At 44.8% G+C, this 25,854-nt stretch carries 22 protein-coding genes; 14 read left to right on the top strand and 8 right to left on the bottom strand.

The annotated features are described in order from the left end of the window. Positions 1 to 2: 2 nt before the first annotated feature. Positions 3 to 590, bottom strand: coding sequence for a TetR/AcrR family transcriptional regulator (locus AB4405_RS05930; protein ID WP_372060029.1), 588 nt, complete (start codon positions 588 to 590; stop codon positions 3 to 5). 167 nt (positions 591 to 757) lie between these two features. On the opposite strand from AB4405_RS05930, the gene AB4405_RS05925 reads away from it, so the two are divergent. The 4 genes from AB4405_RS05925 (at position 758) to AB4405_RS05910 (ending at position 4,868) form a co-directional block, all read left to right on the top strand. Continuing rightward, positions 758 to 1,294: a dihydrofolate reductase family protein gene (locus AB4405_RS05925; RefSeq protein WP_372060028.1), complete on the top strand. Its 537-nt coding sequence runs from the start codon at positions 758 to 760 to the stop codon at positions 1,292 to 1,294. Positions 1,295 to 1,572: 278 nt separating this feature from the next. Beyond that, complete coding sequence (locus AB4405_RS05920; RefSeq protein WP_102471005.1) at positions 1,573 to 2,571, top strand: TRAP transporter substrate-binding protein; 999 nt, start codon at positions 1,573 to 1,575, stop codon at positions 2,569 to 2,571. Between the two features lie 221 nt (positions 2,572 to 2,792). Continuing rightward, on the top strand, positions 2,793 to 3,503 hold the full coding sequence (locus AB4405_RS05915) for a TRAP transporter small permease (RefSeq protein WP_372060026.1): 711 nt from the start codon (positions 2,793 to 2,795) through the stop codon (positions 3,501 to 3,503). A 3-nt stretch (positions 3,504 to 3,506) separates the two neighbouring features. Further along, entirely contained in the window at positions 3,507 to 4,868 is a 1,362-nt protein-coding gene (locus AB4405_RS05910) for a TRAP transporter large permease (protein WP_372060025.1), read from the top strand. A 30-nt stretch (positions 4,869 to 4,898) separates the two neighbouring features. On the opposite strand, the gene AB4405_RS05905 is transcribed toward AB4405_RS05910, so the two are convergent. From AB4405_RS05905 to AB4405_RS05895, 3 genes are all read right to left on the bottom strand, one after another. Further along, a complete protein-coding gene (locus AB4405_RS05905; protein WP_372060024.1) occupies positions 4,899 to 5,081 on the bottom strand; it encodes a hypothetical protein in 183 nt (60 codons plus the stop codon). Positions 5,082 to 5,223: 142 nt separating this feature from the next. Further along, positions 5,224 to 6,567 carry a sigma-54-dependent transcriptional regulator gene (locus tag AB4405_RS05900; protein WP_372060022.1) on the bottom strand — a complete coding sequence of 448 codons (1,344 nt, stop codon included), beginning with the start codon at positions 6,565 to 6,567 and terminating at the stop codon, positions 5,224 to 5,226. A 166-nt stretch (positions 6,568 to 6,733) separates the two neighbouring features. Next, the gene (locus tag AB4405_RS05895) at positions 6,734 to 8,608 is read right to left on the bottom strand and encodes an ATP-binding protein (protein WP_372060020.1); all 1,875 of its coding nucleotides are present in this window, start codon (positions 8,606 to 8,608) and stop codon (positions 6,734 to 6,736) included. Between the two features lie 538 nt (positions 8,609 to 9,146). Here AB4405_RS05895 and tig point away from each other — a divergent pair. The 7 genes from tig to AB4405_RS05860 all read left to right on the top strand — a co-directional run bounded on the left by tig (position 9,147) and on the right by AB4405_RS05860 (position 18,026). After that, the gene (tig, locus tag AB4405_RS05890) at positions 9,147 to 10,451 is read left to right on the top strand and encodes a trigger factor (protein ID WP_102470999.1); all 1,305 of its coding nucleotides are present in this window, start codon (positions 9,147 to 9,149) and stop codon (positions 10,449 to 10,451) included. 102 nt (positions 10,452 to 10,553) lie between these two features. After that, on the top strand, positions 10,554 to 11,177 hold the full coding sequence (gene clpP, locus AB4405_RS05885) for an ATP-dependent Clp endopeptidase proteolytic subunit ClpP (protein WP_102470998.1): 624 nt from the start codon (positions 10,554 to 10,556) through the stop codon (positions 11,175 to 11,177). Positions 11,178 to 11,300: 123 nt separating this feature from the next. Continuing rightward, positions 11,301 to 12,581 (top strand): ATP-dependent protease ATP-binding subunit ClpX, encoded by a 1,281-nt coding sequence (clpX, locus tag AB4405_RS05880; protein WP_102470997.1) that lies wholly within the window; start codon positions 11,301 to 11,303, stop codon positions 12,579 to 12,581. 117 nt (positions 12,582 to 12,698) lie between these two features. Continuing rightward, a complete protein-coding gene (gene lon, locus AB4405_RS05875; RefSeq protein ID WP_102470996.1) occupies positions 12,699 to 15,050 on the top strand; it encodes an endopeptidase La in 2,352 nt (783 codons plus the stop codon). A 195-nt stretch (positions 15,051 to 15,245) separates the two neighbouring features. Beyond that, a complete protein-coding gene (locus tag AB4405_RS05870; RefSeq protein WP_102470995.1) occupies positions 15,246 to 15,518 on the top strand; it encodes an HU family DNA-binding protein in 273 nt (90 codons plus the stop codon). Between the two features lie 185 nt (positions 15,519 to 15,703). Further along, a complete protein-coding gene (gene ppiD, locus AB4405_RS05865) occupies positions 15,704 to 17,563 on the top strand; it encodes a peptidylprolyl isomerase (RefSeq protein WP_372060019.1) in 1,860 nt (619 codons plus the stop codon). Positions 17,564 to 17,732: 169 nt separating this feature from the next. Further along, the gene (locus AB4405_RS05860; protein ID WP_102470993.1) at positions 17,733 to 18,026 is read left to right on the top strand and encodes a helix-hairpin-helix domain-containing protein; all 294 of its coding nucleotides are present in this window, start codon (positions 17,733 to 17,735) and stop codon (positions 18,024 to 18,026) included. Here the strand turns inward: AB4405_RS05860 and rrtA are convergent. After that, positions 18,009 to 18,575, bottom strand: coding sequence for a rhombosortase (gene rrtA / locus AB4405_RS05855; protein ID WP_372060017.1), 567 nt, complete (start codon positions 18,573 to 18,575; stop codon positions 18,009 to 18,011). The genes AB4405_RS05860 and rrtA overlap by 18 nt on opposite strands. Between rrtA and AB4405_RS05850 the strand changes: the two genes are divergently transcribed. Beyond that, positions 18,574 to 19,176: a tRNA-uridine aminocarboxypropyltransferase gene (locus AB4405_RS05850; protein WP_372060049.1), complete on the top strand. Its 603-nt coding sequence runs from the start codon at positions 18,574 to 18,576 to the stop codon at positions 19,174 to 19,176. The two genes, rrtA and AB4405_RS05850, sit on opposite strands and share 2 nt — an antisense overlap. A gap of 78 nt (positions 19,177 to 19,254) precedes the next feature. On the opposite strand, the gene AB4405_RS05845 is transcribed toward AB4405_RS05850, so the two are convergent. The 3 genes from AB4405_RS05845 to AB4405_RS05835 all read right to left on the bottom strand — a co-directional run bounded on the left by AB4405_RS05845 (position 19,255) and on the right by AB4405_RS05835 (position 22,548). Next, complete coding sequence (locus AB4405_RS05845; protein ID WP_372060016.1) at positions 19,255 to 20,586, bottom strand: anti-phage deoxyguanosine triphosphatase; 1,332 nt, start codon at positions 20,584 to 20,586, stop codon at positions 19,255 to 19,257. A 65-nt stretch (positions 20,587 to 20,651) separates the two neighbouring features. Further along, positions 20,652 to 21,251: a 5'-deoxynucleotidase gene (gene yfbR, locus AB4405_RS05840; protein ID WP_372060015.1), complete on the bottom strand. Its 600-nt coding sequence runs from the start codon at positions 21,249 to 21,251 to the stop codon at positions 20,652 to 20,654. Between the two features lie 82 nt (positions 21,252 to 21,333). After that, a complete protein-coding gene (locus tag AB4405_RS05835) occupies positions 21,334 to 22,548 on the bottom strand; it encodes a pyridoxal phosphate-dependent aminotransferase (protein WP_102470988.1) in 1,215 nt (404 codons plus the stop codon). Positions 22,549 to 22,794: 246 nt separating this feature from the next. Between AB4405_RS05835 and AB4405_RS05830 the strand changes: the two genes are divergently transcribed. Both AB4405_RS05830 and menD read left to right on the top strand, forming a co-directional pair. After that, on the top strand, positions 22,795 to 24,102 hold the full coding sequence (locus AB4405_RS05830; protein WP_102470987.1) for an isochorismate synthase MenF: 1,308 nt from the start codon (positions 22,795 to 22,797) through the stop codon (positions 24,100 to 24,102). Further along, positions 24,102 to 25,853: a 2-succinyl-5-enolpyruvyl-6-hydroxy-3-cyclohexene-1-carboxylic-acid synthase gene (gene menD, locus AB4405_RS05825; protein WP_372060048.1), complete on the top strand. Its 1,752-nt coding sequence runs from the start codon at positions 24,102 to 24,104 to the stop codon at positions 25,851 to 25,853. The genes AB4405_RS05830 and menD overlap by 1 nt, the downstream gene beginning before the upstream one ends. Position 25,854: the final 1 nt, after the last annotated feature.

Raw genomic sequence — 25,854 nt, 5'->3', positions numbered from 1 at the left:
CTCTATTCTCTATTCTCTATCCTCTTCGATGACTGGTACTCCAGTGCCGAACAATACAACTCCAATGGCCCTTTAATCTTTAATGGACTTAAAGTTGTGCCTGTTGTGTCGCAGTTGAGAGCAAAAGCGAATCCATGTAAGTAATCGGCGAGGAGGTCTAGGGCATCGTCGGCTTGGCGGGTCGAAAGCTGAAAGACGTTCGTGACCTGATTAAATCGTTCAGAAAATACGTTGGCAGGACCCAAAGACGTCATCGTGAGCAATGTTTCTAACAGCCCTGGGTATTTATTTAGTAAGCCTAGATAACTGATACAGAGTGCCTCTAGTTCTACTTTCCAGGGGCTGTCGGTGCGGGGCTGATAAATATCTTCGACCAGAGAAACCGTGATGGCCTCAAGGAGTGCATTTTTATTGTTGAAGTAATGATAGATCGCCATCGCATCGACGTTTAATGCCAACGCTAGCTTTCGAATACTAGGCATTTTTCCTTCTTGGCACATGATGTCTTTTGCAACGATGAGTATATGTTCGGCACTTAATGAGCCGCTGCCGGCTTTAGGTCGACCTCGTTTCTTGTCCTTGACAGCCATTGACTTTACTCGCTAAACTAATATTAATTTCTACAGTGTAGAATATTTTAGTGTAAGATGAATTAAAAGCCAAGTCTGACGCCTACGTTTACAGCATTAAAGTAAGCGCGGTTGTTTTAATGAATCAATAATGACGTTCAAATGAACCAATGAGAGTGGGTCCGATCATGTCAAACAGTGTTTTTATAGCGACGAGTTTAGATGGGTATATTGCCGATAAAAAAGGAAAGATTGACTGGTTACATACGATACCAAACCCAGAAGGGTTAGATATGGGGTATAACGACCACTTCGATCGTATTGATGCCATGGTCATGGGCCGTAATACATTAGAGATGGTACTGAGTTTTGGTGTCGATTGGCCTTACAGCAAGCCCGTTTTTGTCCTGTCGAACACGATGGATTCGGTCCCAACGGGCTACGAAGACAAGGTATTTATGGTCAAGGGCCCATTAAAAGAAGTGGTCAGTGATATCAACGCAAAGGGGTATCAGAATCTTTACATAGACGGTGGGGTGACGATACAAAATTTCTTAAAAGAAGATATGATCGATGAGCTCATCATCACCACTATTCCAGTGTTACTTGGTGGCGGAGCGCCTTTGTTTGGCGCATTGCTTAACCCGCTACATTTTGATTTTGTTAAAACGGAGACCTACCTAGACGCCATGGTACAAAATCATTTTGTCCGCAGCACTCGGTGAGCGAGGCAAACGATTTTAATTAGACAGGTAATGAATGATCACGCGAGGTTTTTCGTATCAACGTGATCATCTTGCCTTATCAATGAGTCAATAATCACCCGTCAATGCCTATTTGATGGGTGGGTTTCCCCCCATTTTTTCGGCGTATTTCAACTTGAACGCCCTAAAAAATCATTAACGTTTTGAAATTATTGATAATAATGTAATTGGTATTCTTCTTGCTCTATTGAAGTATCAGTACCCATTGACGGGACTGCTTCAATCCAAGGAGAACAAGAATGTTAAAGCCTCTATCCCTACTTACCGTTTCCATCTTGTCGATTGCCAGTTTTAATGCGGCGGCTAATTGCGACCCTGGTGAAATTGTCATCAAGTTTAGTCATGTAACGAATACGGATAAGCATCCCAAGGGGATTGCCGCTTCTCTTCTTGAAGAGCGTGTTAATACAGAAATGAACGGTAAGGCTTGTATGCAGGTCTTCCCTAACTCAACGCTATATGATGACAACAAAGTGTTGGAAGCCATGTTAAATGGTGATGTTCAGTTAGCGGCACCGTCATTGTCTAAGTTTGAAAAGTTCACTAAAAAATACCGCATTTTCGATTTACCTTTTTTGTTTGAAGACGTGAACGCTGTCGACCGTTTCCAGAACTCTGAATCCGGCGAAAAACTTAAGAACGCCATGAAACGTCGTGGCCTGCAAGGCCTGGCTTTTTGGCACAATGGCATGAAGCAAATGTCGGCGAATAAGCCGTTATTGGTTCCTGAAGATGCAAAAGGCCTAAAATTTCGAGTTCAAGCCTCAGATGTGCTCGTGGCTCAATTTGAACAACTCGGTGCCAATCCACAAAAAATGTCGTTCAAAGAGGTTTATGGAGGCTTGCAAACTAAAGTCATCGATGGCCAAGAAAATACATGGTCAAACATCTACGGCAAAAAGTTTTTTGAAGTACAAGATGGGGTAACAGAAACCAACCATGGCATTTTGGATTATTTAGTCGTGACATCGAACGACTTCTGGAAAGAGTTGCCAGATGATGTTCGCAGCCAGTTAGGTACGATTATCCAAGAGGTGACGGAGACCCGAAATGCAGAATCTGGTCAGGTTAACCTTGCCAACAAGAATAATATCATTGAGGCCGGTGGTGAAGTTCGCACGCTGACACCAGAGCAGCGTCAACAATGGGTCGATGCACTTAAACCAGTTTGGACGAAGTTTGAGAAAGATATTGGCGCTGAACTGATAGAGGCGGCATTGGCGTCTAATCAACAGTAATACGAGGAACGGTGCGAGCGGCGTGGATGTAATGTCACCACTGTATTCATGTCGTTCGTGCTCATAATATTGGTGCTCACCCTCGCAGTGCTTAATACCAGCGTACTCTCAAGCGAGTACTCGAGGTAATCGTGCAGCTTACGTCAGTACCTATTCATTTCTATGGACCTTGTTGGAACAAGGTCTACCTTTCTGCCCTTATTTTTAAAGTGATGGTTCACATGGAACAATCAATAATGACTAAAGTCGGTAACGTCACCGATGCGTTTGAAGAAACACTCATTGCCTTCTTTTTAGGTGCGATGACTCTCTTGACGTTTGCGAATGTTATTTCGCGTTATGTCTTTAATGACAATATTCTTTGGGCGCTGGAGTTGACCGTATTTATGTTCGCATGGATGGTCTTGGTCGGCGCGTCCTATGGGGTAAAAAAACACTTTCACATCGGCGTAGACGTCATCATCAATATGGTGTCCGAGAAATGGCGTAAGGTATGTGCGATTGTCGCGGTACTAAGCTGTTTGACGTTCTCAATTTTGCTCCTTATCGGTTCTTGGAATTATTGGTATCCCTTCGTGACGGAACGTGCCTGGTATGAAACCGATGACATCCCAATGCCGGAGATCTTGCAATTTTTAGCGGATTGGCTGAATGAAGGGGAGCGTTATGAAAAATTACCTCGCTTTATTCCTTACATGGCATTGCCTATTGGTATGGCCATGCTTACCTATCGCTTCCTTCAGGTCGCTTATCAGGTTGTGACTGGCAAGATGGACCGGATGATTGCAGGGCATGAAGCAGAGGAAGACTTGGAAGCACTAAAGGCTGAAATGGCAGACAATAACGCCTTTGAAAGCCTGAATACCTCGCAACAACGCCGCTCGTCAGAAAGTGAACATAACACCAGTGACACCAAGGATAAGGGGCAATAATCGATGGCGATTTTATTTCTATTTTTAATGGTTATTGCTTTTATGCTCGTGGGCGTACCCATTGCGATATCATTGGGTTTATCGAGTGTTTTATTTCTATTAATGCATTCAGATGCGTCTTTGGCATCAGTGGCGCAGACGCTTTTTAATGCTTTCGCGGGTCACTATACCCTGCTTGCGATTCCATTTTTCATTCTAGCGTCGAGCTTTATGTCGACAGGAGGAGTGGCTAAACGAATCATTCGCTTCGCAATTGCGATGGTGGGTTCATTTCGTGGTGGTTTGGCGATGGCATCGGTTGTGGCCTGTATGATGTTTGCCGCTCTGTCTGGTTCGTCGCCAGCGACCGTCGTAGCGATCGGTAGCATTGTGATTGCGGGTATGATCAAGAACGGCTATACCAAAGAATTTGCGGCCGGGGTCATTTGTAACGCAGGGACGCTGGGAATCTTGATTCCTCCCTCTATTGTTATGGTGGTTTATGCGGCTGCAACGGATGTGTCGGTAGGTCGCATGTTTTTGGGTGGCGTTATCCCTGGTTTGCTCGCAGGTCTAATGTTGATGATTGCCATTTATATTGCCGCGCGAGTAAAAGGATTACCCAAGCAGCCGTTTGTGGGGTGGAGAGAAGCGTTCGACTCCGCAAAAGACGCAAGTTGGGGATTACTGCTGGTCGTGATTATCCTTGGTGGTATTTATGGTGGTATTTTCACGCCGACGGAGGCGGCGGCGGTGGCTGCCGTGTATTCATTCCTGATTGCCAACTTTATCTACAAAGACATGGGACCATTTGCGGATAAAAAGAATACCAAGCCTGTGCTGGTTAAGGTTGTGGAAGCGTTTGTGCATCAAGACACAAAACACACCTTATATGAGGCAGGAAAGCTGACGATAATGCTGTTATTTATCATTGCTAATGCCTTGATTTTAAAGCATGTATTAACGGAAGAACGTATTCCTCAGATGATCACTGAATCTATGCTGTCTGCAGGGCTAGGACCGATCACCTTCTTAATTGTGGTTAACATCTTATTGTTGCTTGGCGGGCAGTTTATGGAACCATCAGGGCTGCTCATTATCGTGGCACCTTTAGTGTTTCCAATTGCTATTGCTTTGGGTATTGATCCTATTCACCTTGGAATCATGATGGTGGTGAACATGGAAATAGGGATGATTACGCCACCGGTTGGGTTGAATTTATTTGTCACGGCAGGGGTTGCGAAAATGTCGATGATGAATGTGGTAAAAGCCGCTCTACCCTGGGTAGGTGTCATGTTCTTGTTCTTGATTATCGTGACTTACGTACCGTGGGTATCGACTTGGTTACCAACGTTGCTAATGGGGCCAGAGATCATTACCAAGTAGCGAAAATAATGGTGCATTGACGAAAAAGGTTCATACCTCTTCGTCAATGTGTTTGATGTTTTTTAGGCGCGGGTCATCAGAGGAGCGTCGTTCGTAAAATATTCTTTGACTACGTTGCTTTCTGCGTTCTTGGAATTCACGTTGCTCAACGTAATAAACACCATCAATCTCAATGGTTTCAGTAATGGCCGGTACCGTTATTTTTTCGCCCATACATAACCCCTTAATGTTACCAATTTGTTACTGTTAAATTAAGTGTAGGATTCGGTATTAAATTTACGAGTTTATTTCGTCTTCTACATTACGTCATGACCTTTGAGCGCTAAGCTCGCCATCTATCCTACGTAGACCTTGCCTATTCCTTCTTATAATTGTTTTTATCCAGGCCGTACTTTTGCATCTTGTCGTAAAGCGTTTTGCGCGCGGTTTGCAGTGTGGCCATGGTTTCGTTAATTTTTCCATCACAGCTAATCAATGTTTGCTCTATCAAGGCTTTCTCGAATTCCGCCACTTGTATCGTTAATGGTGTATCTGTATTGGTGTTATCAGGTTGTCCGACGTTACTGAGTTTACCCAGTAAAACGAACCGTTCAGCGCAATTTCTCAACTCTCTGACATTGCCGGGCCAATTTTGGCTCATTAACGTTTGCAGGTCTTTAGCGGGAAGTGTGCTGGCTGTTTTTCCGTACCGAGCGGCTGCAACTAACAAAAAGTGATGGAAAAGCGCGGGGATATCTTCTTTCCGCTGACGAAGAGAGGGGAGGTGCAGCGTCACTACGTTGAGGCGATAATAGAGGTCTTCGCGAAACACCCCGTTCGATGCTGCCTTTTTTAAATCAACTTTTGTGGCCGCAATAATGCGAATATCAAGTGGCATTAAGTGGTTGGAGCCGATGCGCTCAATGACCCTTTCTTGTAGCACTCTGAGTAAGCGAATCTGGGCTTGCATCGGCATAGATTCAATCTCATCAAGGAACAGAGTTCCACCTTGGGCATGTTCAAATTTGCCCACTCGCACACTGTCTGCACCGGTAAAGGCCCCTTTTTCATGACCATATAATTCGCTTTCGATCAGGTTTTCTGGCACGGCCCCACAATTGACAGCAACAAAGTTGGCTTCTCGTCTTGTGCTTTGTTCATGTAATGACCGCGCCACCAGTTCTTTGCCTGTGCCCGTTTCGCCAAACAATAGAATATCAGCGTTGGTATCGGCGACCGCAGTGATGGTCTGTCTAAGATCTTGAATGATGGGAGTGTCACCGATAATTCGAGGGCCGAGGGTTTGGCTTACTTTCAGTGATTGTTTGAGGCGTTCATTCTCTAGGGTCAGTTGGCGCTTCTCTATCGCCCGCAATGTCGTCTCAATGAGGCGGTCGGCAGAGAAGGGTTTTTCAATGAAGTCATAAGCGCCTTCATGAATGGCTTGAACCGCCATTGAAATATCACCATGCCCCGTTATTAAAATAACAGGAATATCGTGATGCCGATGAGTAATGGTTCTCAAGAGGTCCATCCCTGATAACCCAGGTAGGCGGATATCAGAAATAATAACCATAGGGGGCGTTTCTTGGTGCTGCAGTGCGAGTAATGCATCCTCCACTGATGAAAAGCACTGCGCGTTGATATCCGCGAGGTCAAAACTTTGCTGTAACGCAATCCGTATATCCGATTCATCATCAATGAGGAACACATGGCTCATAGGTTAATCCTTATTCGCTGCAAACTTAGTCAGTAAGCGCTTTAGTCAGTGAGCGCTTTAGTTGGTGAGTAGTTTAGTTGGTACGTGGTTTAATTGGCGACAAACTAAGCGGTTATTTACCTACACGATGACATGCTTAAACCGCTATATGCAGAAGCCGTAACCTTTATAGCTCGTTAGGTTTGGCTGCTTTACGACTACCAGCATCGTCGTTACTGTTACGACTGCCACCATCATAGCCACTGTTGTGATTGAGTGAGCTTTCGTCGCGAACTCTCGGAAGGGCGACCGTAAAGCGAGCCCCTCCTAATGGTGAACTTGCCACTGATATTTTACCTTTGAGATTATGAATAATCTGCTGAGAAATCGATAGCCCGAGCCCTAGACCGTTGTCTTTCGTTGTATAGAAGGGTTCAAATAAGTCATTGATAGTTTGCTTATCAAGTCCTGGGCCGGAATCATCGATATGAATTGATACATTATTGGGATGGGTTTCTACCGATATCTGGAGTCGTTTAGATTGGCGGTGCTCCATCGCTTGTACCGCGTTACTGATAAGGTTAATGAGTACTTGTTCGACTTGAATAGGGTTCACCCAAATAACAATCACCTCATCCGATGCGAGATAATCCAAAGTAACCTGGCTGGTTTTGAGTTGTGGCTGGACTAATTCTATGGTTGAAAAAATGACAGGGGCGAGGCGGACTTCACTCAATTCATTGGCGTCACTGCGCCGCGCAAATGATTTCAATTGCTGGCTAATCTTAGCCATTCGTTCTGTGAGCACGACAATCCGGGCTAAGTTGTCTTTTGCTCGATCGATGTTGTCTTTATCGATGAAGCGTTGTCCATTTTCAGCGAAGCTGCGAATAGCCGCTAGTGGGTTATTTAACTCATGGCTAATGCTTGCTGACATCTGCCCTAATACCGCGAGTTTGGCTGCTTGCACGAGTTCATCTTGGGTTTTTCTGAGCGCTTTTTCTGTTTTTACTCGCTCATCAATTTCTACATGAAGCTCAGACGTACGCTCCATCACGAGAAATTCAAGCTTTTGTTTTGCTTCGGCTTGCAGGCGTTCAATCTGGCGATGTTTTGATTGGCGCATTGCGATCAGAACGACAATGAGATAAGCGGTCACAAACAGTAGAAATAGGATAAATACGAAGCCAACAATATCAATATAGAGTGTCGACAGGGGCGTGAGTACGCGCAGTGTTAAGTTGGGAACGCCGGAATCTCGCTGGGTCATCAGGAAGTCTTGGGTAAAGACATTACGGCTGGGTTTGGTAATGACACTGGAATCTCCCGACAATTTACCTTTAAAGCCTAAATCCTGGATGGAGGTAGTGAGATATTGGCGGGATTGTTTGATGTCTTCTAATGCATCATCGTCTATGGAGGACAAGCTATGAAACAACCAGTCGGCGTCACTAGACATGAAAACCACATGGTGATTATCGGTGGCCACATAGATACTGGTGTCGCTTTGCCAGTTGCGTTCAATCGTTGAGAGATCCATTTTGACCACGACAACGCCGATATGCTCGGCGGCGTATGTGACAGGATAAGAATAGTAATACCCTCGGCGTCCAGAGGTTGATCCCAGAGCAAAGTAACTGCTTTGTCTTCCTTGAATCGCTTGTTGAAAATACGGTCTAAATGCGAAGTTTTTACCAACAAAAGAATGAGGTAAATGCCAGTTGCTAGAAGCAATCGTGTTGCCAAATTTATCAATTAAGTAAGTATCCGAAGCCTGCACAATGCGATTGGCCTGCGATAGGTAGCGGTTCGTTACTTCTAGCTGAGCGCTGTTATCTGGCGACAAGAGTGCATCGACCAACTCACGATCTTGGGAAAGAAGCTGCGGAATATGCCGGTATTTGTCGAGTTTACTATCTATGTTTTCAACAAATCGGTTCAACCAGCTTTCATGTTGACCTTGTAATGATGTGAAGTTGTGCTGCCAGTACCATTGCCCTCCGATGACGGATATGAGGGCAAATAGAGCGATAAAGCTAAGTAGTATCGGTTTTAAACGCATTTGACCTCCGTAATTCTCGCCTCCATAGGTTAACGAATTTGGCGAATATGTGGCAAAAAAGTTATATGAAGTGAGATGTAACAAGGTAAGAAAGAGGACTTAGTTCGCGTTTTTAAAGGTTTGACAAAAAAAACCGTTTATTTTCTTGAAAATATCAATAATGTCCCCATTTCAGGTTGGAACCGAGTTTAAATTCCTCGGTTTGTTCGTTTCATTGAGTAATTAGTGACAAAACCTGCGATTGAACGGAGTTCGACTCGACACCACAGACTGAGATCGCTAGAATGTCGCGTCTGAAATTTTGTCCTGAGACTAATCGGAGATGCCTTCGAAGTTCTACTTCGCTACAAGAAGACGTCACTCATTAGTCCGATAATCATGAAATATCTTGATGATTATCGATACCTATTTAGAAGGTGCATTTTTGCACTAACAAGGATGAAGCAGAAATATCGCCTATGAAGGTAGTGATACCTTTTTATGTTGATATGGATGCTCATACGCTCGGCTAAAACTGAGCCAAACTGAGGTTTATAGAATGCAAGTTACTGTTGAAACTCTAGAGGGCCTAGAGCGCCGTCTAAACATTACCGTTCCTGCTGCAAACATCGAAGATGCAGTGACAGCTGAACTACGCAACATCGCGAAAAACCGTCGTTTTGATGGCTTCCGTAAAGGCAAAGTGCCAATGAAAATGGTTGCGCAAATGTACGGCCAAGCAGTACGTCAAGACGTGATGGGTGAGGTTATGCAACGTCACTTCATCGAAGCTATCGTTAAAGAAAAAATCAACCCAGCAGGTGCGCCAACATTTACACCTGTTGAAAACGAAGCTGGCAAAGATCTTGTTTTCGCTGCAACGTTTGAAGTTTACCCAGAAGTTGAGCTTGCTGGCCTAGAAAACATCGTTGTTGAAAAACCAACAACAGAAGTTAACGATTCTGACGTTGAAGAAATGATCGACACACTACGTAAGCAACAAGCTACGTGGACAGATGTTGAAGAAGCAGCAGAAGATGGTAAGCGTGTTACTATCGATTTCGTTGGTTCTATCGACGGTGAAGAATTCGAAGGCGGTAAAGCTGAGAACTTCCCACTAGAGATGGGTGCTGGCCGCATGATTCCTGGTTTTGAAGACGGTGTTAAAGGCAAAACTGCCGGCATGGAATTTGAAATCGACGTAAACTTCCCAGAAGATTACCACGCTGAGAACCTAAAAGGTAAAGCAGCGAAATTTGCGATCAAAGTAAGCAAAGTTGAAGCTCGTGAGCTTCCTGAGCTAAGCGATGAGTTCGTTTCTAAGTTCGGTGTGAACGAAGGCGGCGTTGAAGCGCTTAAAGCTGAAGTTCGTAAGAATATGGAACGTGAGCTTAAGCAAGCGATCAAAAACCGCATCAAAGAGCAAGCGCTTGACGGTCTAGTTAAAGAGAACGACATGGACGTTCCTTCAGCTCTAATCGACCAAGAAATTGTTGGCCTACGCCAACAAGCTGCACAGCGTTTCGGTGGTAACCCTGAAGCGGCAGAACAACTTCCACGTGAATTATTCGAAGAGCAAGCGAAGCGTCGTGTTGTTGTTGGCCTTCTTCTAGGTGAAGTGATTAAAGCTGAGAAACTAGAAGCTAGCGAAGAGAAAGTGCAAGCACTTATCTCTGAAATGGCAACAGCGTACGAAGACCCAACAGAAGTTATGGAATACTACGCGCAAAACGAGCAAATGATGAACAACATGCGCAACGTTGCACTAGAAGAGCAAGCTATCGATGCAATTCTTGCTAAAGCACAGGTTTCTGATAAAGAAGTTAGCTTTAACGAGCTAATGAATCAGCAACCAGCTCAATAAGCAATATCTTGTATAGAAGGTTGACTTAGAGTCGACTTCTCTGTTAACAATGGTCCGTATGATGTTTATCATCCGGGCCATTTATTTTAGGGACATAAGAATATGAGCTACCAAGAAAAAAATGCAATGTCGCCAATTATGAACGCGCTAGTACCAATGGTGGTTGAACAAACTTCCCGTGGTGAACGCTCTTATGATATTTTTTCTCGACTACTAAAAGAACGAATCATTTTCTTGACGGGTCAAGTGGAAGACAACATGGCGAACCTTGTGGTTGCCCAACTGCTTTTCTTAGAATCAGAAAATCCTGACAAAGACATCTTCCTATACATTAACTCACCTGGTGGCAGTGTGACTGCGGGTATGTCTATTTATGACACCATGCAGTTCATCAAACCAAATGTCAGTACGTTATGTACAGGTCAAGCTTGTTCAATGGGTGCGTTCCTATTGGCGGGTGGTGCACCTGGCAAGCGTTTTGCTTTGCCAAATTCTCGCGTTATGATTCATCAGCCGCTTGGTGGATTCCAAGGGCAAGCGTCGGATATTCAAATCCATGCTCAAGAAATTCTGACCATTAAAGATAAACTGAACAAGTTACTTGCAGAACACACTGGTCAGCCGTTGGAAGTACTTGAAAAAGATACGGACCGCGATAATTTCATGTCGGCAGCTCAAGCCGCAGAATATGGCATTATTGATGAGGTATTGACCCAGCGAGGTTAATCCATAACTGTTTGATTGTAGATAGACCAATTTGTTCAGCGAGAATAATTAATTCTCGGACGCATTTTGGTCTAAATTGATATACACTCAAACCATAGAAAGTACAGGCTAAGAGGTTAGCGAATGACAGATAAAAGCAAAGAGAGTGGTAGTGGTAAACTGCTGTATTGCTCTTTCTGTGGCAAAAGTCAGCACGAAGTTCGCAAGCTAATCGCGGGTCCTTCTGTTTACGTCTGCGATGAATGCGTTGATTTGTGTAACGATATTATTCGTGAAGAAATCAAAGATGTGTTACCGAAAAAAGAATCTGAAGCGTTACCCACGCCAAAAGATATTCGGTCTCATCTTGATGACTATGTAATCGGACAAGACCATGCGAAGAAAGTCCTCTCCGTTGCCGTTTATAACCATTACAAGCGCTTGCGCAATGGTGATACCACGGCGGAAGGAGTAGAACTTGGTAAGAGTAATATTCTTCTTATCGGTCCTACAGGTAGTGGTAAAACATTGCTTGCAGAGACGCTTGCTCGTTTCCTAGATGTTCCATTTACAATGGCTGATGCCACCACACTAACCGAAGCCGGTTATGTGGGTGAAGATGTTGAGAATATTATTCAAAAACTTCTTCAAAAATGTGATTACGACGTTGCGAAAGCTGAGCGTGGTATTGTGTATATCGATGAGATTGACAAGATCTCTCGTAAGGCAGAAAACCCATCAATTACACGTGACGTGTCTGGTGAGGGCGTTCAACAAGCACTATTGAAACTTGTTGAAGGTACCGTTGCTTCTGTTCCTCCTCAGGGCGGACGCAAACATCCTCAACAAGAGTTTTTACAGGTAGATACATCGAAGATCCTATTTATTTGTGGCGGTGCGTTTTCAGGCCTAGATAAGGTCATCGACCAACGCGTAGCAACGGGTGCAGGTATTGGTTTTGGAGCTGAAGTTCGCTCTATAGATGAAACCAAGACGGCTGGTGAGCTGTTTAAGCAGGTTGAACCTGAAGATTTGGTGAAATATGGTCTGATCCCAGAATTCATCGGTCGTCTACCGGTTACAGCGACCTTGACTGAGCTTGATGAACAAGCGCTGATTCAAATTCTGAATGAGCCAAAGAACGCCCTGACTAAACAGTACGGTGCGTTATTTGACCTTGAAGGTGCTGAACTTGAGTTCCGTGAAGATGCACTTCGAGCGATTGCTAAAAAAGCAATGGATCGTAAAACGGGTGCTCGTGGTCTACGTTCGATTCTAGAAGGTGTCCTTCTAGAAACAATGTATGAACTGCCATCTGCCACAGACGTGAGCAAGGTTGTTATTGATGAAAGTGTGATAAATGGTGAGTCAGAACCGCTACTTATCTACAGCAGCAATGATAATCAGGTTGCAAGTGCAGACTAAATTGCGATAGTAATAGAAAAGGAGGTATTGGATACCTCCTTTTTTTTATTCTTTTATTGAATCCAACGAATACGCCCCCATATACAGAAAATAATACTAAGCGGAAGAGAGAATAATATGAACTTGGAACGTTCCGAGCGTATTGAAATCCCGGTATTGCCTCTGCGCGATGTTGTGGTCTACCCACATATGGTAATCCCTTTGTTTGTTGGTCGCGAAAAGTCAATTAGTTGCTTAGAAGCGGCAATGGACAATGACAAGCAGATACTACTCGTCGCTCAAAAAGAAGCAGATACTGAAGAACCAACGATTGAAGACCTTTTCACGACTGGCACCGTTGCCACAATTCTTCAATTGCTAAAACTCCCTGATGGAACGGTCAAAGTTCTTGTTGAAGGGCAGCAGAGAGCAAAAATAAATTCTTACCGTGATGAAGAGTTCTTCATGGCGGACGCTGAGTTCCTTATTACCCCAGAACTTGAAGAACGCGAAGAAGAAGTGATTGTTCGCAGTGCTATTGATCAGTTCGAAGGGTTTATTAAGCTCAATAAAAAAATCCCACCAGAAGTGTTGACGTCACTGAGCGGCATTGATGAAGCAGCACGCCTAGCGGATACCATCGCTGCGCATATGCCATTGAAACTTGTTGATAAACAACAAGTGCTCGAGTTACTTGATGTGTCTGAGCGCTTAGAGTTCTTGATGGGGCAGATGGAGTCTGAGATAGACCTTCTGCAAGTTGAGAAGCGCATTCGTGGTCGCGTTAAAAAGCAGATGGAAAAATCTCAGCGCGAGTACTATCTGAATGAGCAAATGAAAGCGATTCAGAAAGAACTGGGCGACTTAGACGACGCACCTGACGAATTTGAAACTCTTAAGGCAAAGATTGAAGAATCGAAAATGCCTCAAGAAGCAAAAGAAAAGACAGAACAAGAGCTTCAAAAGCTCAAAATGATGTCACCAATGTCGGCGGAAGCGACCGTGGTTCGCAGTTATATTGACTGGATGGTCGGTGTACCTTGGGCAAAGCGTTCTAAAGTGAAAAAGAACCTAGCAAAAGCCGAAGAAGTGCTGAACGAAGACCATTATGGCCTTGAGCGAGTGAAAGAACGCATTCTTGAGTATTTGGCGGTTCAAAACCGTATTAATAAACTCAAGGGCCCTATTCTGTGTCTAGTCGGTCCTCCGGGTGTCGGTAAAACCTCATTAGGACGCTCTATCGCGGCCGCTACGGGGCGTAAGTATACTCGTATGGCATTGGGTGGCGTTCGAGATGAAGCTGAGATTCGCGGCCATAGACGTACCTACATCGGTTCTATGCCGGGTAAGCTGATCCAAAAAATGTCGAAAGTGGGCGTGAAAAACCCATTGTTCTTGCTGGATGAAATCGACAAGATGGCCTCAGACATGCGAGGTGATCCATCATCAGCATTGTTAGAAGTACTTGACCCTGAACAGAATGTGGCATTCAACGACCATTACCTCGAAGTTGATTACGATCTCTCTGACGTGATGTTTGTGGCGACGTCGAACTCGATGAATATTCCAGGTCCTTTGCTTGATCGTATGGAAGTGATTCGTTTATCTGGTTACACGGAAGATGAAAAGCTAAACATTGCGCGACGTCACCTAGTGGACAAGCAGGTGCAACGTAATGGCTTGAAACCCCATGAGATTGAGATTGAAGATTCAGCAATCCTTGGCATTATTCGTTATTACACGCGTGAAGCGGGTGTGCGTAGCCTTGAGCGCGAGATCTCTAAGATTTGTCGTAAAGCGGTGAAGAACATTCTTCTTAAGCCTGAACTGAAGCAAGTGATTGTTAACCAAGAAAACTTGAAAGAGTTCCTTGGTGTGCAGCGTTGCGACTTTGGTAAAGCCGATGACAGTAACCGAGTAGGTCAAGTTACTGGACTGGCGTGGACCGAAGTTGGTGGTGATCTGCTCACTATTGAAACTGAATCAATGGTTGGCAAAGGTAAGCTGACGCAAACAGGTTCGCTTGGTGATGTGATGCAAGAGTCTATTCAAGCCGCCATGACCGTCGTGCGATCGCGAGCCGACAAATTGGGTATCAATACCGATTTTTATGAAAAACGTGATATTCACGTCCATGTTCCAGAAGGGGCAACACCAAAAGATGGACCGAGTGCAGGTATTGCTATGTGTACAGCATTGGTGTCTAGCTTAACGGGGAATCCAGTCAAAGCTGAGGTAGCAATGACCGGTGAGATCACGCTTCGTGGTGAAGTGCTTCCTATCGGTGGCCTAAAGGAAAAACTCCTAGCGGCACACCGTGGCGGAATCAAAACCGTGCTAATTCCTAAGGACAATGAACGTGATTTGGAAGAGATTCCAGACAACGTTATTGCTGATTTGAAAGTGATCCCAGTGCAATGGATTGATGATGTTCTAGAAATTGCACTAGAGCGAGCACCCCTCGGGGCTGCGTTTGAGCCTGTAAAATAGTGATGCGCTCCAAATTTAGATAAAAGAAATACGCTGATAAGTAAAAAAAGCTTGTCAGCGTTTTTTTGTAGCACTAACTTTAGCTATGTAACTCTGAACCCTTGATAGACAAGGCTTAGAGTCTTTTATTACTAGAACGGAACTAACGTTACCTTTTCCAAAATAATAACTCGGTAACACTTAAGGGGAAACACAGTGAACAAAACTCAATTAGTAGAAAAAATTGCAGAAAACGCAGACCTATCTAAAGCTTCAGCTGGACGTGCATTAGACGCATTCATCGAAGCAGTAAGTACTACTCTAGAAGATGGCGATCAAGTTGCACTAGTTGGCTTTGGTACATTCAGCGTACGTACTCGTGCCGCTCGCACCGGTCGTAACCCAAAAACGGGTGATGAAATCCAAATCGCAGAAGCAAAAGTACCCGCATTTAAAGCAGGTAAAGCGCTGAAAGACGCTTGTAACTAATCAATTGTTACAGTTGGAAGCAAATTGCTTATTAACTGAACAAAAATCAGACCTTAAATAGGGTTTGAGCGGCTCGAAAAGCCACCCTTTTTTAAATATGCGCATCTTACTGATGCGCATTTCTTTTTCTGATATTATCCTATTCAGTAGAAGATAAACCTTCCTATCTGGAGAGTAATAAAATTATGATGGAGCGAATGCGCGAAGGCGTGAATAGTATCGCAGTTAAGATTATCCTTGGACTCATTATCCTATCTTTTGTGTTTGCGGGCGTAGGCAGCTACATCACAGGTGGCAGTGGTAACACGGCAGCAAAAGTTGGAAATGTTGAGATCAGTCGTGGTGAATTTGAGCAAGCTTATCAAAATGAGCGGAATCGAATGCAATCACAAATGGGGGATTATTTTTCGACGTTACTGGCTGATCCGAATTATGTGGAATCGTTCCGTAAGTCTGTGCTTGATCGCATGATTAACGACGTGTTACTTGAGCAACATGCAGAGTCACTAGGACTTCGTATTGGTGATGCTCAAATTCGCCAGATGATTCTTGAAATGCCACAATTTCAAAGCGATGGTAAGTTTGACCAAGATATCTACCAAGCAACCCTGAGACGCGCTGGATTCAGTGCTGACAGCTTTGCTGAGTATCTGCGCACAGACATCGTACGTAATCAGCTGCTTTCTGCATTGCAAGGCAGTGAGTTTACCCTTCCAAGTGAGATTGAGCTGCAAAGCCAGCTTCTGACTCAAACACGAGATATCAAAACACTGACACTGTCTCTTGCCGATTTCTCTAAACAAGCATCATTGACTGAAGAAGAAATTCAACAATATTACGATGCTAACCCAGCGCAGTTTACTCGCCCTGAGCAGTTGAAAATCTCTTATGTAGAGCTGTCTGCTCAAGCATTGAAAGGCAACGTTGATATTTCAGATGAGCAAGTGACTCAGTATTATAATGAGCATCTAGATAAGTACTCGACGGCTGAGCAACGTAAAGTGAGTCACATCCTTATCCAAGGCGATGACGAAGCGAAAGCACAAGCGATTCTAGACGAACTAAACGCAGGTGCTGACTTTGCGACTTTGGCTCAAGAAAAGTCAGACGATTTCGGCAGTGCTGAAGAAGGTGGCTCTCTGGGTTGGATTGAACGTGATGTGATGGATCCTGCTTTCGAAGAGGCGGCATTTGCCCTTCAAAATGTTGGTGATAGAACGCAATTAGTCAAATCAGACTTTGGTTACCACATTATTCAACTTGATGAAATCAAGGCATCAGAGTCTAAACCACTTGCAGAAGTGAAAGATGAAATTGTTTCTGAGCTAGCGGATCAGCTTGCGGTTGATGATTTTTATAATCTGCAAAATGAACTGGAAAAAATTGCCTTTGAATACCCAGATTCATTAGATGACGCTGCATCAGCAATTAACCAAAAAGTCGTGACAACAGATTTCGTTTCTCTTGCTGACGTGCCTGCTATTCTTCAAAATCAAGCCGTTATGCAAGCGCTTCAGTCTCCTGAAGTAAAAGAAGACGGCCTGAACTCAGAAGCAATGGAAGTTGAACCTGAGCATATTGTCGTGGTTCGAGTTGAAGAAGTACGCAATGAAACGGTTCTTCCACTGGAAGAAGTCAGTGAGCAAGTTAAATCACAGTTAGCAAATGTTAAAGGTGAGCAAGCTGCGATGGCGCTCGGTGTTCAATTGGTTAACGAGCTGAAAGAAGGCAAAACAGACGCATTGACGGCAAATGCATTGAGCTTTGGTGAGCTAGAAGCTATCGACCGTAGTTCTGCTTTGGCGGGTACGGTATTTGCGATGGCAAAACCAGCGGAAGGCGAAGTAACTTTTGCTCAAGCAAAAGATGCTGAAGGTAATGTGGTTGTTATCGAACTAAGTAAGGTAGCAGCAAACGCCGATCCAATGTACAACGAGCAAATTGGCGCTCAAATGGAGCGAGCGGCAACACAACAAGACCTTGCTTCTGTATTAACGATCCTTCGTAAGAATACAGAAATTGAGTACCTTATCGTTGCAGAATAATGACATCGACTTTGCCATTATAAACGTGGTGAGTTCACAGTAATTGTGCAATTGATAATAAACTAAAAACGGGTCGCGAAAGCGACCCGTTTTATTTTGAGCTTTGCTTACTGGTTATTCCTATGTTGGCGTGTACTTTGAAACTTCATTAACTAGAAAGGAAGTTACGATGAAAGTACTACTGTCAGCATGGCTTGTGGTTTTATTCACATTGAGCCCATTATCAACCAGTTTTGCAGCAAACGCTGATAAGTTGGAAGGTATCGATATTACGGTCAATGTCAATCAAGCTGATCCTGATGAAATTGCGGCCTTGCTAAGTGGGATTGGCATTGAAAAAGCAAAAAGCATCGTGGAGTACCGCGACAAACATGGAGAGTTCAAAACGATCGATGATCTCACTCATGTAAAAGGGGTCGGTCCAGCGACCGTTGAGAAAAATCGTTCACGAATTTTGTTGTAAAGGTACTCGGTTGTATAACCAATAGCCTAACGAAAAAAGAAGCCCTGCGACGGTACCTATTGCATGGGCTTCGGTCGCAACATTGGCGGCAATCAGGTCTATCGTTGATTGAGACGCACCGAATAATGTCTCCCATGTGACCTTAGCGACAACACCGACTATCAACCATATACTGTTTTTTCTTCCTCCGAGACATTCGCTCAGCGCCCAATAAGCAAATAAGCCATGTAACACCCCAGAAAGTCCTAAGTAAGCGTTGAGCGGGGTTAATAGAAGCCCAAGCCCGATCGTTAGCGATAACAGCGCCAGCAGAACATAGAGTGCTTTTTTCGTTGGTGTGAAGAGGTAACAAATCACAACAAGCCCAGCCAAGTTCATGGCTAGATGTGCAAGGTTGGTGTGTGAGAAATTTCCTGTTACTATCCGCCACCATTCACCGTTAGAAATTAACCCTCGGTCCCATATCACCCAATGTTGGATCTCGGGGATTTGTAACACTAAGCAAAATAGTGAGATGAGAGCCAGTCTTATGACGAAAGAAAAAGTCATGTTGCGATATTGTCCTCAATGTTTAAAAGCAAAACGAGCCTGTATTTGTCAATGGATTACATCGGTTCATTGTGACTCTGAGTTGATTATCTTACAGCATTCTAGTGAAGAAAAACGGCCACTTGGTACTGCAAAAATCCTTCAGTTATCATTACCGAACACTCGTTTGTTTATCGGTGAAAACTTTACCGATCATAATGACCTCAACTCGTTACTCAGCGATACGAGTGTGCGAACCTGTGTCTTATTTCTTAGTGAGCAATCTACCCCAATCTCTGAGCTTGTGAAGAACAGTGATCCTAGGCCACTTCGTATTATCTTGCTAGATGGGACCTGGAAGAAAGCCTTTAAAATGTGGACATTGTCCACCAATCTTCACGCCCTACCGCTCGTGCAGTTACCACTCGACTTAGAGGGGGATTACCGAATTAGAAAGGCGCCAACCAGTAACGCATTGTCGACGGTCGAGGCTGGTTACCATGTCTTATCGATCCTAGAACCAGAGCAGGATTTTAGTTCTCTTATTTATGCATTTGAACAAATGATTGAGTTTCATATTTCGCAAATGCCACCTGGTGTATTTGAGCAGAACTACCAGTAACTCTGTCGTTCTGTTTTTCGCTTGTCTTACGTCGGCATCGCAAAGGCGATTAGGGGGGCTTTAATGACAGGCTGTGTATTACAAGTGTGAATGCGCCGCAAATAACTGTTGATGCATTCTTTGCGCGTACCCGTCCGTCATTGCTGAAATATAATCGGCGATCACTCGCATTCCTTGATCCTGGTAACCGCTGGCTTGCAACCAGGTCGCTTTAGTTGATTCAGGTAATAGCCGTTCTGGATCGGCGCTGAATGCCTCGAAGAGATCCATAATAATCTGCTGACCCTTATATTCAAAAATCTGCACTCGAGGCACCTGTATCACGTATTCGCTCACAAACTGTTTTAGGATATCGAGCACATGCGCCATTTCGGGTTCTAGGTAGGCATTAAAATTGAGTAAAGGGCTATCGAATGCGGAGTGGCGGTGCGCTGATACGGAAATGCTGGTCAGTAGGGCATTCACGATACCGCCAATGGCGTCCTTTCGTTGGTAGTGCTTGCCTGAAAACAGTAAGTCCGTAATGTCGTTGAAATGCTTGTTGAACCACACGTTGCTCTGTAATTGCAGCTTACTCTCAATACCGCGACGCCAGATTTCTTTTGTGATTAATTCCAACACGATCGCGTCTTCTAAATCATGTACGCCGTAAGCAATGTCATCGGCGAGTTCCATAATCGAGCAATCTAACGACTTAAATTTGGTTTTGTTGTGTTGATAGGCCTCCGTTTTTGCTAGGCGCATCTGTTGAAGATTTTGTCGATCGGCCTGACTTAACGGTTGCGTTACCCAGTCAAATTGAGCCTTGTCTTGATCGTAGATACCTTTGGCTGGTGACCAGTTTTTTGCTTTTAATTGACGTTGGTGTCGAACCGGTTCTGGCAGGGTGCGTGCGCAGGTTTGGCTGAGACACGCGGGGTATTTGAGTAAACCCAGTAATGCCCGCCGGGTGAGATTCATCCCATGGTGTTCAGTGTAAGGTTCAAGCTGAGTCACAATGCGAAACGTTTGCGCATTGCCCTCGAAGCCACCATAGTCTCGCATCATATAATTGAGGGCAACTTCGCCGCCATGGCCATAAGGAGGATGGCCAATATCATGCGCGAGGCACAAGGTTTCAATTAACGCATCACTTGGTAACAGCCTTGTATACTCAGGCTGCTTTTGGCGTAGGTGCGACACAATGCCTGAACCAATTTGAGCGGCTTCGAGCGAATGCGTAAGTCGAGTTCTGTGGAAGTCATTGCCCCCGGTGCCATGGACTTGGGTTTTTGCTTGCAGGCGTCTAAACGCAGCGGAATGTAGTACCCGTGCGCGATCCCGCTGGTAGGGATCTCGGTGATCATTGCGTCGAAGTTTATGTTCATCGCTATGTCTTGATTGCCAAACAACGGGTTGCTCTAGATCCATTGTATTACCACACTCTCTAAACTGATGGATGTGTCATTCATATAAAACGGTGTCGTTCAAATCGGTTAGCTAATCTCATCGAGTGACAATTCAAAACTTGGTGCAAAGGTATTTAAAAAATACGTCATTTCGTCGGTTTTGATGGATTCTAACGTTTGATCGAGTCGTTTCTTGGCCAGAGCAAATTCGTGGTTGCCCGCACTGAGTTCTTCGAGGCACTTTAAATAAGCACAAAGTGAATCCGCTTGCTTAACAATTTTGGTGTCTTCTTCGTAAGCACAATTCGATATAACAAAAGGTTTAAAATCTTCTTGGAATTCTTCTGGTAGCATTGATAGGAGCTTCTGCTCAGCGGCGGCTTCAATTTTTTTGTATTCTTTGGCGATATCAGGGTTGTAGTATTTAACCGGCGTCGGAAGGTCGCCCGTTAACACTTCACTTGTATCATGATACATCGCTAAGATAGCAATCCGTTCAGGATTCGTTGCTCCGCCAAATTTTTTGTTTTTGATAATGGCTAAGGCATGAGCGACAAAAGCGACCTGAAGGCTATGCTCTGAGATGTTTTCACTCGATACTGAGCGCATGAGTGGCCAGCGTTGGATTAGCTTCATTCTAGCAAGGTGGGCGAAAAAGTGACTTTCTTTGTGACTGCGGTCATCCATGCAATGTACTCCTTAAAAAAATGCCGCACCTCACGGCGCGGCATTCAATAAGAATAGGCTTATTAATAATAATATGAAAGAGTTACTGGCTATAAGTTGTCAGGAACTTCTCAAATCGACCGATTGCGAGCTCAAGGTCTTCGACATGGGGTAGCGTCACTATTCTGAAGTGATCAGGCTTTGGCCAGTTGAATCCCGTTCCTTGTACTAGCAGTACTTTTTCTTGCTTGAGGAAATCGAGCACCATACGTTGATCATCTTTGATGTTGTACATCTTGGTATCAATCTTAGGAAACAGGTACATCGCCCCTTTAGGCTTCACACAAGAAATACCAGGTATCTGTGTGATGAGTTCGTAGGCCTTGTCACGTTGCTCTAGTAAGCGTCCCCCAGGTAATATGAGCTCATTGATACTCTGATATCCACCCAAGGCCGTTTGTATGGCGTGTTGCATGGGCACATTGGCACATAATCGCATCGACGCCAACATTTCTAAGCCGGCGATATAGCCGACGGCATGCTCCTTTGGCCCTGTTAAGAACATCCAGCCGCCACGAAAACCACATACGCGATAGGACTTGGATAAACCATTGAAGGTGAGGACAAGTACATCCTCAGCGAGTGTTGCGACAGGGATGTGAGTGGCGCCGTCATAGAGCACTTTATCGTAGATTTCGTCAGCAAAAATAATCAGCTTGTGTTGACGTGCAATCTCAATGACCTCGAGTAAAAAATCACGACTGTAAACCGCGCCGGTTGGGTTGTTCGGGTTGATTAGAACAATGCCGCGAGTCTTCGGGGTGATTTTTCTCTTAATGTCATCAAGGTCAGGGTACCAGTCCGACTCCTCATCACATAGGTAGTGAACGGGGTTGCCGCCAGAGAGAGAGACCGCTGCTGTCCATAGTGGATAGTCAGGAGCGGGAACTAACATTTCATCTCCGTTGTTTAACAGAGCTTGCATCGCCATTACAATAAGCTCAGAGACACCATTACCGATATACACGTCTTCGACGTCTAGGCTATGGATGCCTCTTTTTTGGTAATGTTGAACCACAGCCTTGCGAGCGGAGTATATACCTTTGGAATCACAATAACCTTGCGATGTTGGTAAGTTTCTTATCACATCGACTAAGATTTCATCGGGGGCGTCAAAACCAAAAGGGGCGGGGTTTCCTATATTAAGCTTCAGGATTTTATGCCCCTCTTCCTCCATGCGTTTAGCATGTTTGAGTACTGGTCCTCGAATGTCGTAGCAGACATTATCGAGTTTTGACGACATCTCGATATTTTTCATTGTTATGTTCCTAAAAATCCGATAATTTCTTTACCAAATTACACCAGATTGGATTTTTATAGAATAAAAATCTAAGAAAAGTGTCAAATAAAGTGTTGATATGAATCCGGTTGTCTCGTACTACGGCACAAGACCAACAAATTAAAGTGATGATGCTTGATCTATCCTGTAGGTATAAATACAGTAGCTTCTGTATCTATAGTTAACCTATATAATTAATATAAAATAAATCGTTTTGAGGTTGATTTGTCTCATTTAAAACAAGCTATTGTCCAGCTTCTTGAAAAATTGAAGAATGTACCATCAGGGATCAAGCGTCTCGAACAACCGCTGGGTGGCAATCCCAAGACACCAACGATCGATTGGTTAGATGCCCAACCTCATTATCCTAAGTTCTATTGGCAGTCTCGTGATACTCGCGAGGAAGTGGTGGCACTGGGGCAGTTGCACACCTTTTCTGAGCCTGCACCGGCTTATGCGATCCTAGGTCGAGATCAAAGAGTCTGGGGCGGCCGTTCTTTTGACGGGCATACTGAAAAAAACCGTCGCTGCATGTCTGCGTTTTTCTTTTTGCCGCAAATAGAGTTGATTCGCTTTGATACAGGCTGGCGTCTTGCCGTTAACATCGGCATGGCAAAAGAAACGTCAATACTCGCGCTACAACGATTGATTGCGACACCACAAGAATTGGCACCACTAGCCTCGTCCGTTATGGCGGTGACACACACACCGAATGAATCCCAGTGGCGCGATTTGGTCGATGACGTCCTACAAGGTATTGAAGACGACAAATTCAAGAAAGTTGTGCTGGCAAGAAAGACCTCAATTGATCTTCAAACACCAATATCACCCGCTCAGCTTCTTAAAGCCAGTTATCTAAAAAACCATCATAGTTTCCATTTTCTAATGGCATTGTCACCGTCACATAGCTTTGTCGGTTCAACGCCTGAGCGCCTATATCGACGCCGCGGACAAGAGCTAGAGACGGAAGCGCTAGCGGGCACGATAGGTCGTGGTGGCAATGCATCACTTGATATGAAACTCTCTAACTGGTTGACTCAAGATGCAAAAAACATCAATGAAAACCAGTATGTGGTGGATGACATCCTGCAGAGCTTAGCCCCGCATTCTCGTTCCGTGGAAGTAGAGGAAGAGCTTCGGCTGGTTCGTTTGAGAAAAGTTCAGCATTTAAAACGTAATATCCATGCGCGCTTGGATTCGGGAATCAATGGCGTACAGCTATTACAGGCGTTGCAGCCCACGGCTGCCGTTGCAGGTTTACCTCGTCAAGCGGCGATGCAATATATTGAGCAGCACGAGCCGTTTGCTCGAGGCTGGTACGCGGGTTCAGTTGGCTACCTTAGCCACGAAAGTGCAGAGTTTTGTGTAGCAATTCGTAGTGCGTTACTGGTTAACGACCAAATGCAACTTTTTGCGGGCGCGGGAATTGTTCCCGGCTCGGTGGCTGAGCATGAGTGGCAAGAGCTGGATAAAAAGATGTCGACGCTACTGAGCCTTATTTCAGAGCATCCGCCCCTTGGCGTAGCATCATGATGAATCATCAGGCAGCGCTTAACCGGTTGTGGACTCAAGTGATGTTGGAGGAGCTGTATCGAAAAGGGGTGCGTCACCTTTGTATCGCTCCAGGGTCTCGCTCCACGCCGTTGACATTAGAAGCCGTCGCTCATGGAGGGTTCACACTTCATCACCATTTTGACGAGCGTGGTTTAGGGTTTCTGGCGTTAGGGATCGCTAAGGCGACACAACATGCCGTTGCGGTGGTTGTGACCTCTGGTACCGCCGTTGCGAATCTATTGCCTGCCGTGGCTGAATCGATGTTAACCAAAGAACGGTTGATCCTACTGACATCCGATAGGCCGCTTGAGCTCCTTGAATGTGGCGCAAATCAAGCCATTGTGCAAACCGGAATTTTTTCCAATCATGTGTCTAAGGCCGTCGCTTTGCCTTCCCCAAGTACGGAAGTGTCATTGAATTGGTTATTAACCACCGTTGATCACGCGATGGAATATCAGCGCCAACATGGTGGCAGCCTTCATATCAATTGCCCATTTCCAGAACCGCTTTATGGTGGGGAAGACAAATCAATCTTTGAGGATTATTGTCGCTCTATCCAAAGCTGGTGGCAAGGTAACACGGCGTATGTGGATTATGGGTCGTCGCCTATCCACGACCATTTGGCTACAATGCCTTCGCTCGATCTTGTGAGTAAAAAAGGCGTAATTATTGTTGGTAATGTCGATCTTCGAACAGCCAGTAAAGCGAAAACTTTCGCGAAGCAACTAGGGTGGCCGATTTTATTTGACCCACAATCTGGTCAAAGTAGCGACTGGCAACATTATGATCTTTGGTTGCAAAACATGGATGCGAAACAGCGGCTTTCTGAGTGCGAGGTTGTGTTGCAAGTTGGCGCTCGATTTGTCTCTAAACGCCTCAATCAATGGCTGGCGAAGCAAGTCAATGCTGGTACCCAGTGCATCTTATTGACGGAGTACTGCGATCGTCTAAACCCAGATCACCTGCCGATGATGCACCTTAATGTTGACGTTAAATCGTGGTTAGACGCCGCTATTCTCACCTTTACGACCTCAAATTTCTATGGCTGGGCTAGAGACCTTAAGCCCTATGCTCAAGCGATGAGTATGAGGCTATCACCACGTGACACGCTGTCTGAATTTGACGTGGCGCGAAGCGTTCAGGCATTGCCCGAAGGGACACGGGTGTTCTTAGGCAACAGCCTTATTGTGCGCTTAGTGGATATGGTGTCATCCATGCAAGGACTCGAAACGTTTAGCAATAGAGGTGCGTCGGGTATTGATGGCTTGGTAGCGACCGCAAGTGGTATCACGCGAGTAGATGACTCTTCTTTAGTACTCTATCTTGGCGACACCTCGTTACTTTATGACCTAAACTCATTAGCGTTGTTGACGAATGAGACTCAGCCCAATGTTATCGTTGTCACCAACAATGATGGCGGCGCTATTTTTGATTTGCTCCCGGTTCCCGCCGAGCAAAAGAGTGCGTGTTATCAAATGCCCCATGGTTATCAATTCAAACATGCGGCGGCACAGTTTAACTTGGCCTATAGTCACCCTAAATCGAAAAGCGAACTTGAGTCTACGTTAACCTCTCATCTAGCTAATGGCTCAGGAACCTTGTTAATTGAAGTCATAACCCCGAGTGATGAAGTGGGCCACATTATCCGTGAACTCTCTCAGCACGCTATGAGTCTTAATGTGCCAGAAGGTGTGAGTCGACCTTCTGCAAGTAAAATGACGCCACCATAAC

It is taken from the genome of Vibrio sp. 10N.261.51.F12 (assembly GCF_041471725.1).
In the GTDB taxonomy this organism is placed as follows: Bacteria; Pseudomonadota; Gammaproteobacteria; order Enterobacterales; family Vibrionaceae; genus Vibrio.
This window is presented reverse-complemented; position numbering and strand designations above follow the sequence as displayed.

Excerpts from the sequence above, each read along its gene's own strand:
- AB4405_RS05930 (WP_372060029.1), bottom strand. The coding sequence starts at position 590 with ATGGCTGTCAAGGACAAGAAACGAGGTCGACCTAAAGCCGGCAGCGGC.
- AB4405_RS05925 (WP_372060028.1), top strand. The coding sequence starts at position 758 with ATGTCAAACAGTGTTTTTATAGCGACGAGTTTAGATGGGTATATTGCC.
- AB4405_RS05920 (WP_102471005.1), top strand. The coding sequence starts at position 1,573 with ATGTTAAAGCCTCTATCCCTACTTACCGTTTCCATCTTGTCGATTGCC.
- AB4405_RS05915 (WP_372060026.1), top strand. The coding sequence starts at position 2,793 with ATGGAACAATCAATAATGACTAAAGTCGGTAACGTCACCGATGCGTTT.
- AB4405_RS05910 (WP_372060025.1), top strand. The coding sequence starts at position 3,507 with ATGGCGATTTTATTTCTATTTTTAATGGTTATTGCTTTTATGCTCGTG.
- AB4405_RS05905 (WP_372060024.1), bottom strand. The coding sequence starts at position 5,081 with ATGGGCGAAAAAATAACGGTACCGGCCATTACTGAAACCATTGAGATT.
- AB4405_RS05900 (WP_372060022.1), bottom strand. The coding sequence starts at position 6,567 with ATGAGCCATGTGTTCCTCATTGATGATGAATCGGATATACGGATTGCG.
- AB4405_RS05895 (WP_372060020.1), bottom strand. The coding sequence starts at position 8,608 with ATGCGTTTAAAACCGATACTACTTAGCTTTATCGCTCTATTTGCCCTC.
- tig (WP_102470999.1), top strand. The coding sequence starts at position 9,147 with ATGCAAGTTACTGTTGAAACTCTAGAGGGCCTAGAGCGCCGTCTAAAC.
- clpP (WP_102470998.1), top strand. The coding sequence starts at position 10,554 with ATGAGCTACCAAGAAAAAAATGCAATGTCGCCAATTATGAACGCGCTA.
- clpX (WP_102470997.1), top strand. The coding sequence starts at position 11,301 with ATGACAGATAAAAGCAAAGAGAGTGGTAGTGGTAAACTGCTGTATTGC.
- lon (WP_102470996.1), top strand. The coding sequence starts at position 12,699 with ATGAACTTGGAACGTTCCGAGCGTATTGAAATCCCGGTATTGCCTCTG.
- ppiD (WP_372060019.1), top strand. The coding sequence starts at position 15,704 with ATGATGGAGCGAATGCGCGAAGGCGTGAATAGTATCGCAGTTAAGATT.
- AB4405_RS05860 (WP_102470993.1), top strand. The coding sequence starts at position 17,733 with ATGAAAGTACTACTGTCAGCATGGCTTGTGGTTTTATTCACATTGAGC.
- AB4405_RS05850 (WP_372060049.1), top strand. The coding sequence starts at position 18,574 with ATGTTGCGATATTGTCCTCAATGTTTAAAAGCAAAACGAGCCTGTATT.
- rrtA (WP_372060017.1), bottom strand. The coding sequence starts at position 18,575 with ATGACTTTTTCTTTCGTCATAAGACTGGCTCTCATCTCACTATTTTGC.
- AB4405_RS05845 (WP_372060016.1), bottom strand. The coding sequence starts at position 20,586 with ATGGATCTAGAGCAACCCGTTGTTTGGCAATCAAGACATAGCGATGAA.
- yfbR (WP_372060015.1), bottom strand. The coding sequence starts at position 21,251 with ATGGATGACCGCAGTCACAAAGAAAGTCACTTTTTCGCCCACCTTGCT.
- AB4405_RS05835 (WP_102470988.1), bottom strand. The coding sequence starts at position 22,548 with ATGAAAAATATCGAGATGTCGTCAAAACTCGATAATGTCTGCTACGAC.
- menD (WP_372060048.1), top strand. The coding sequence starts at position 24,102 with ATGAATCATCAGGCAGCGCTTAACCGGTTGTGGACTCAAGTGATGTTG.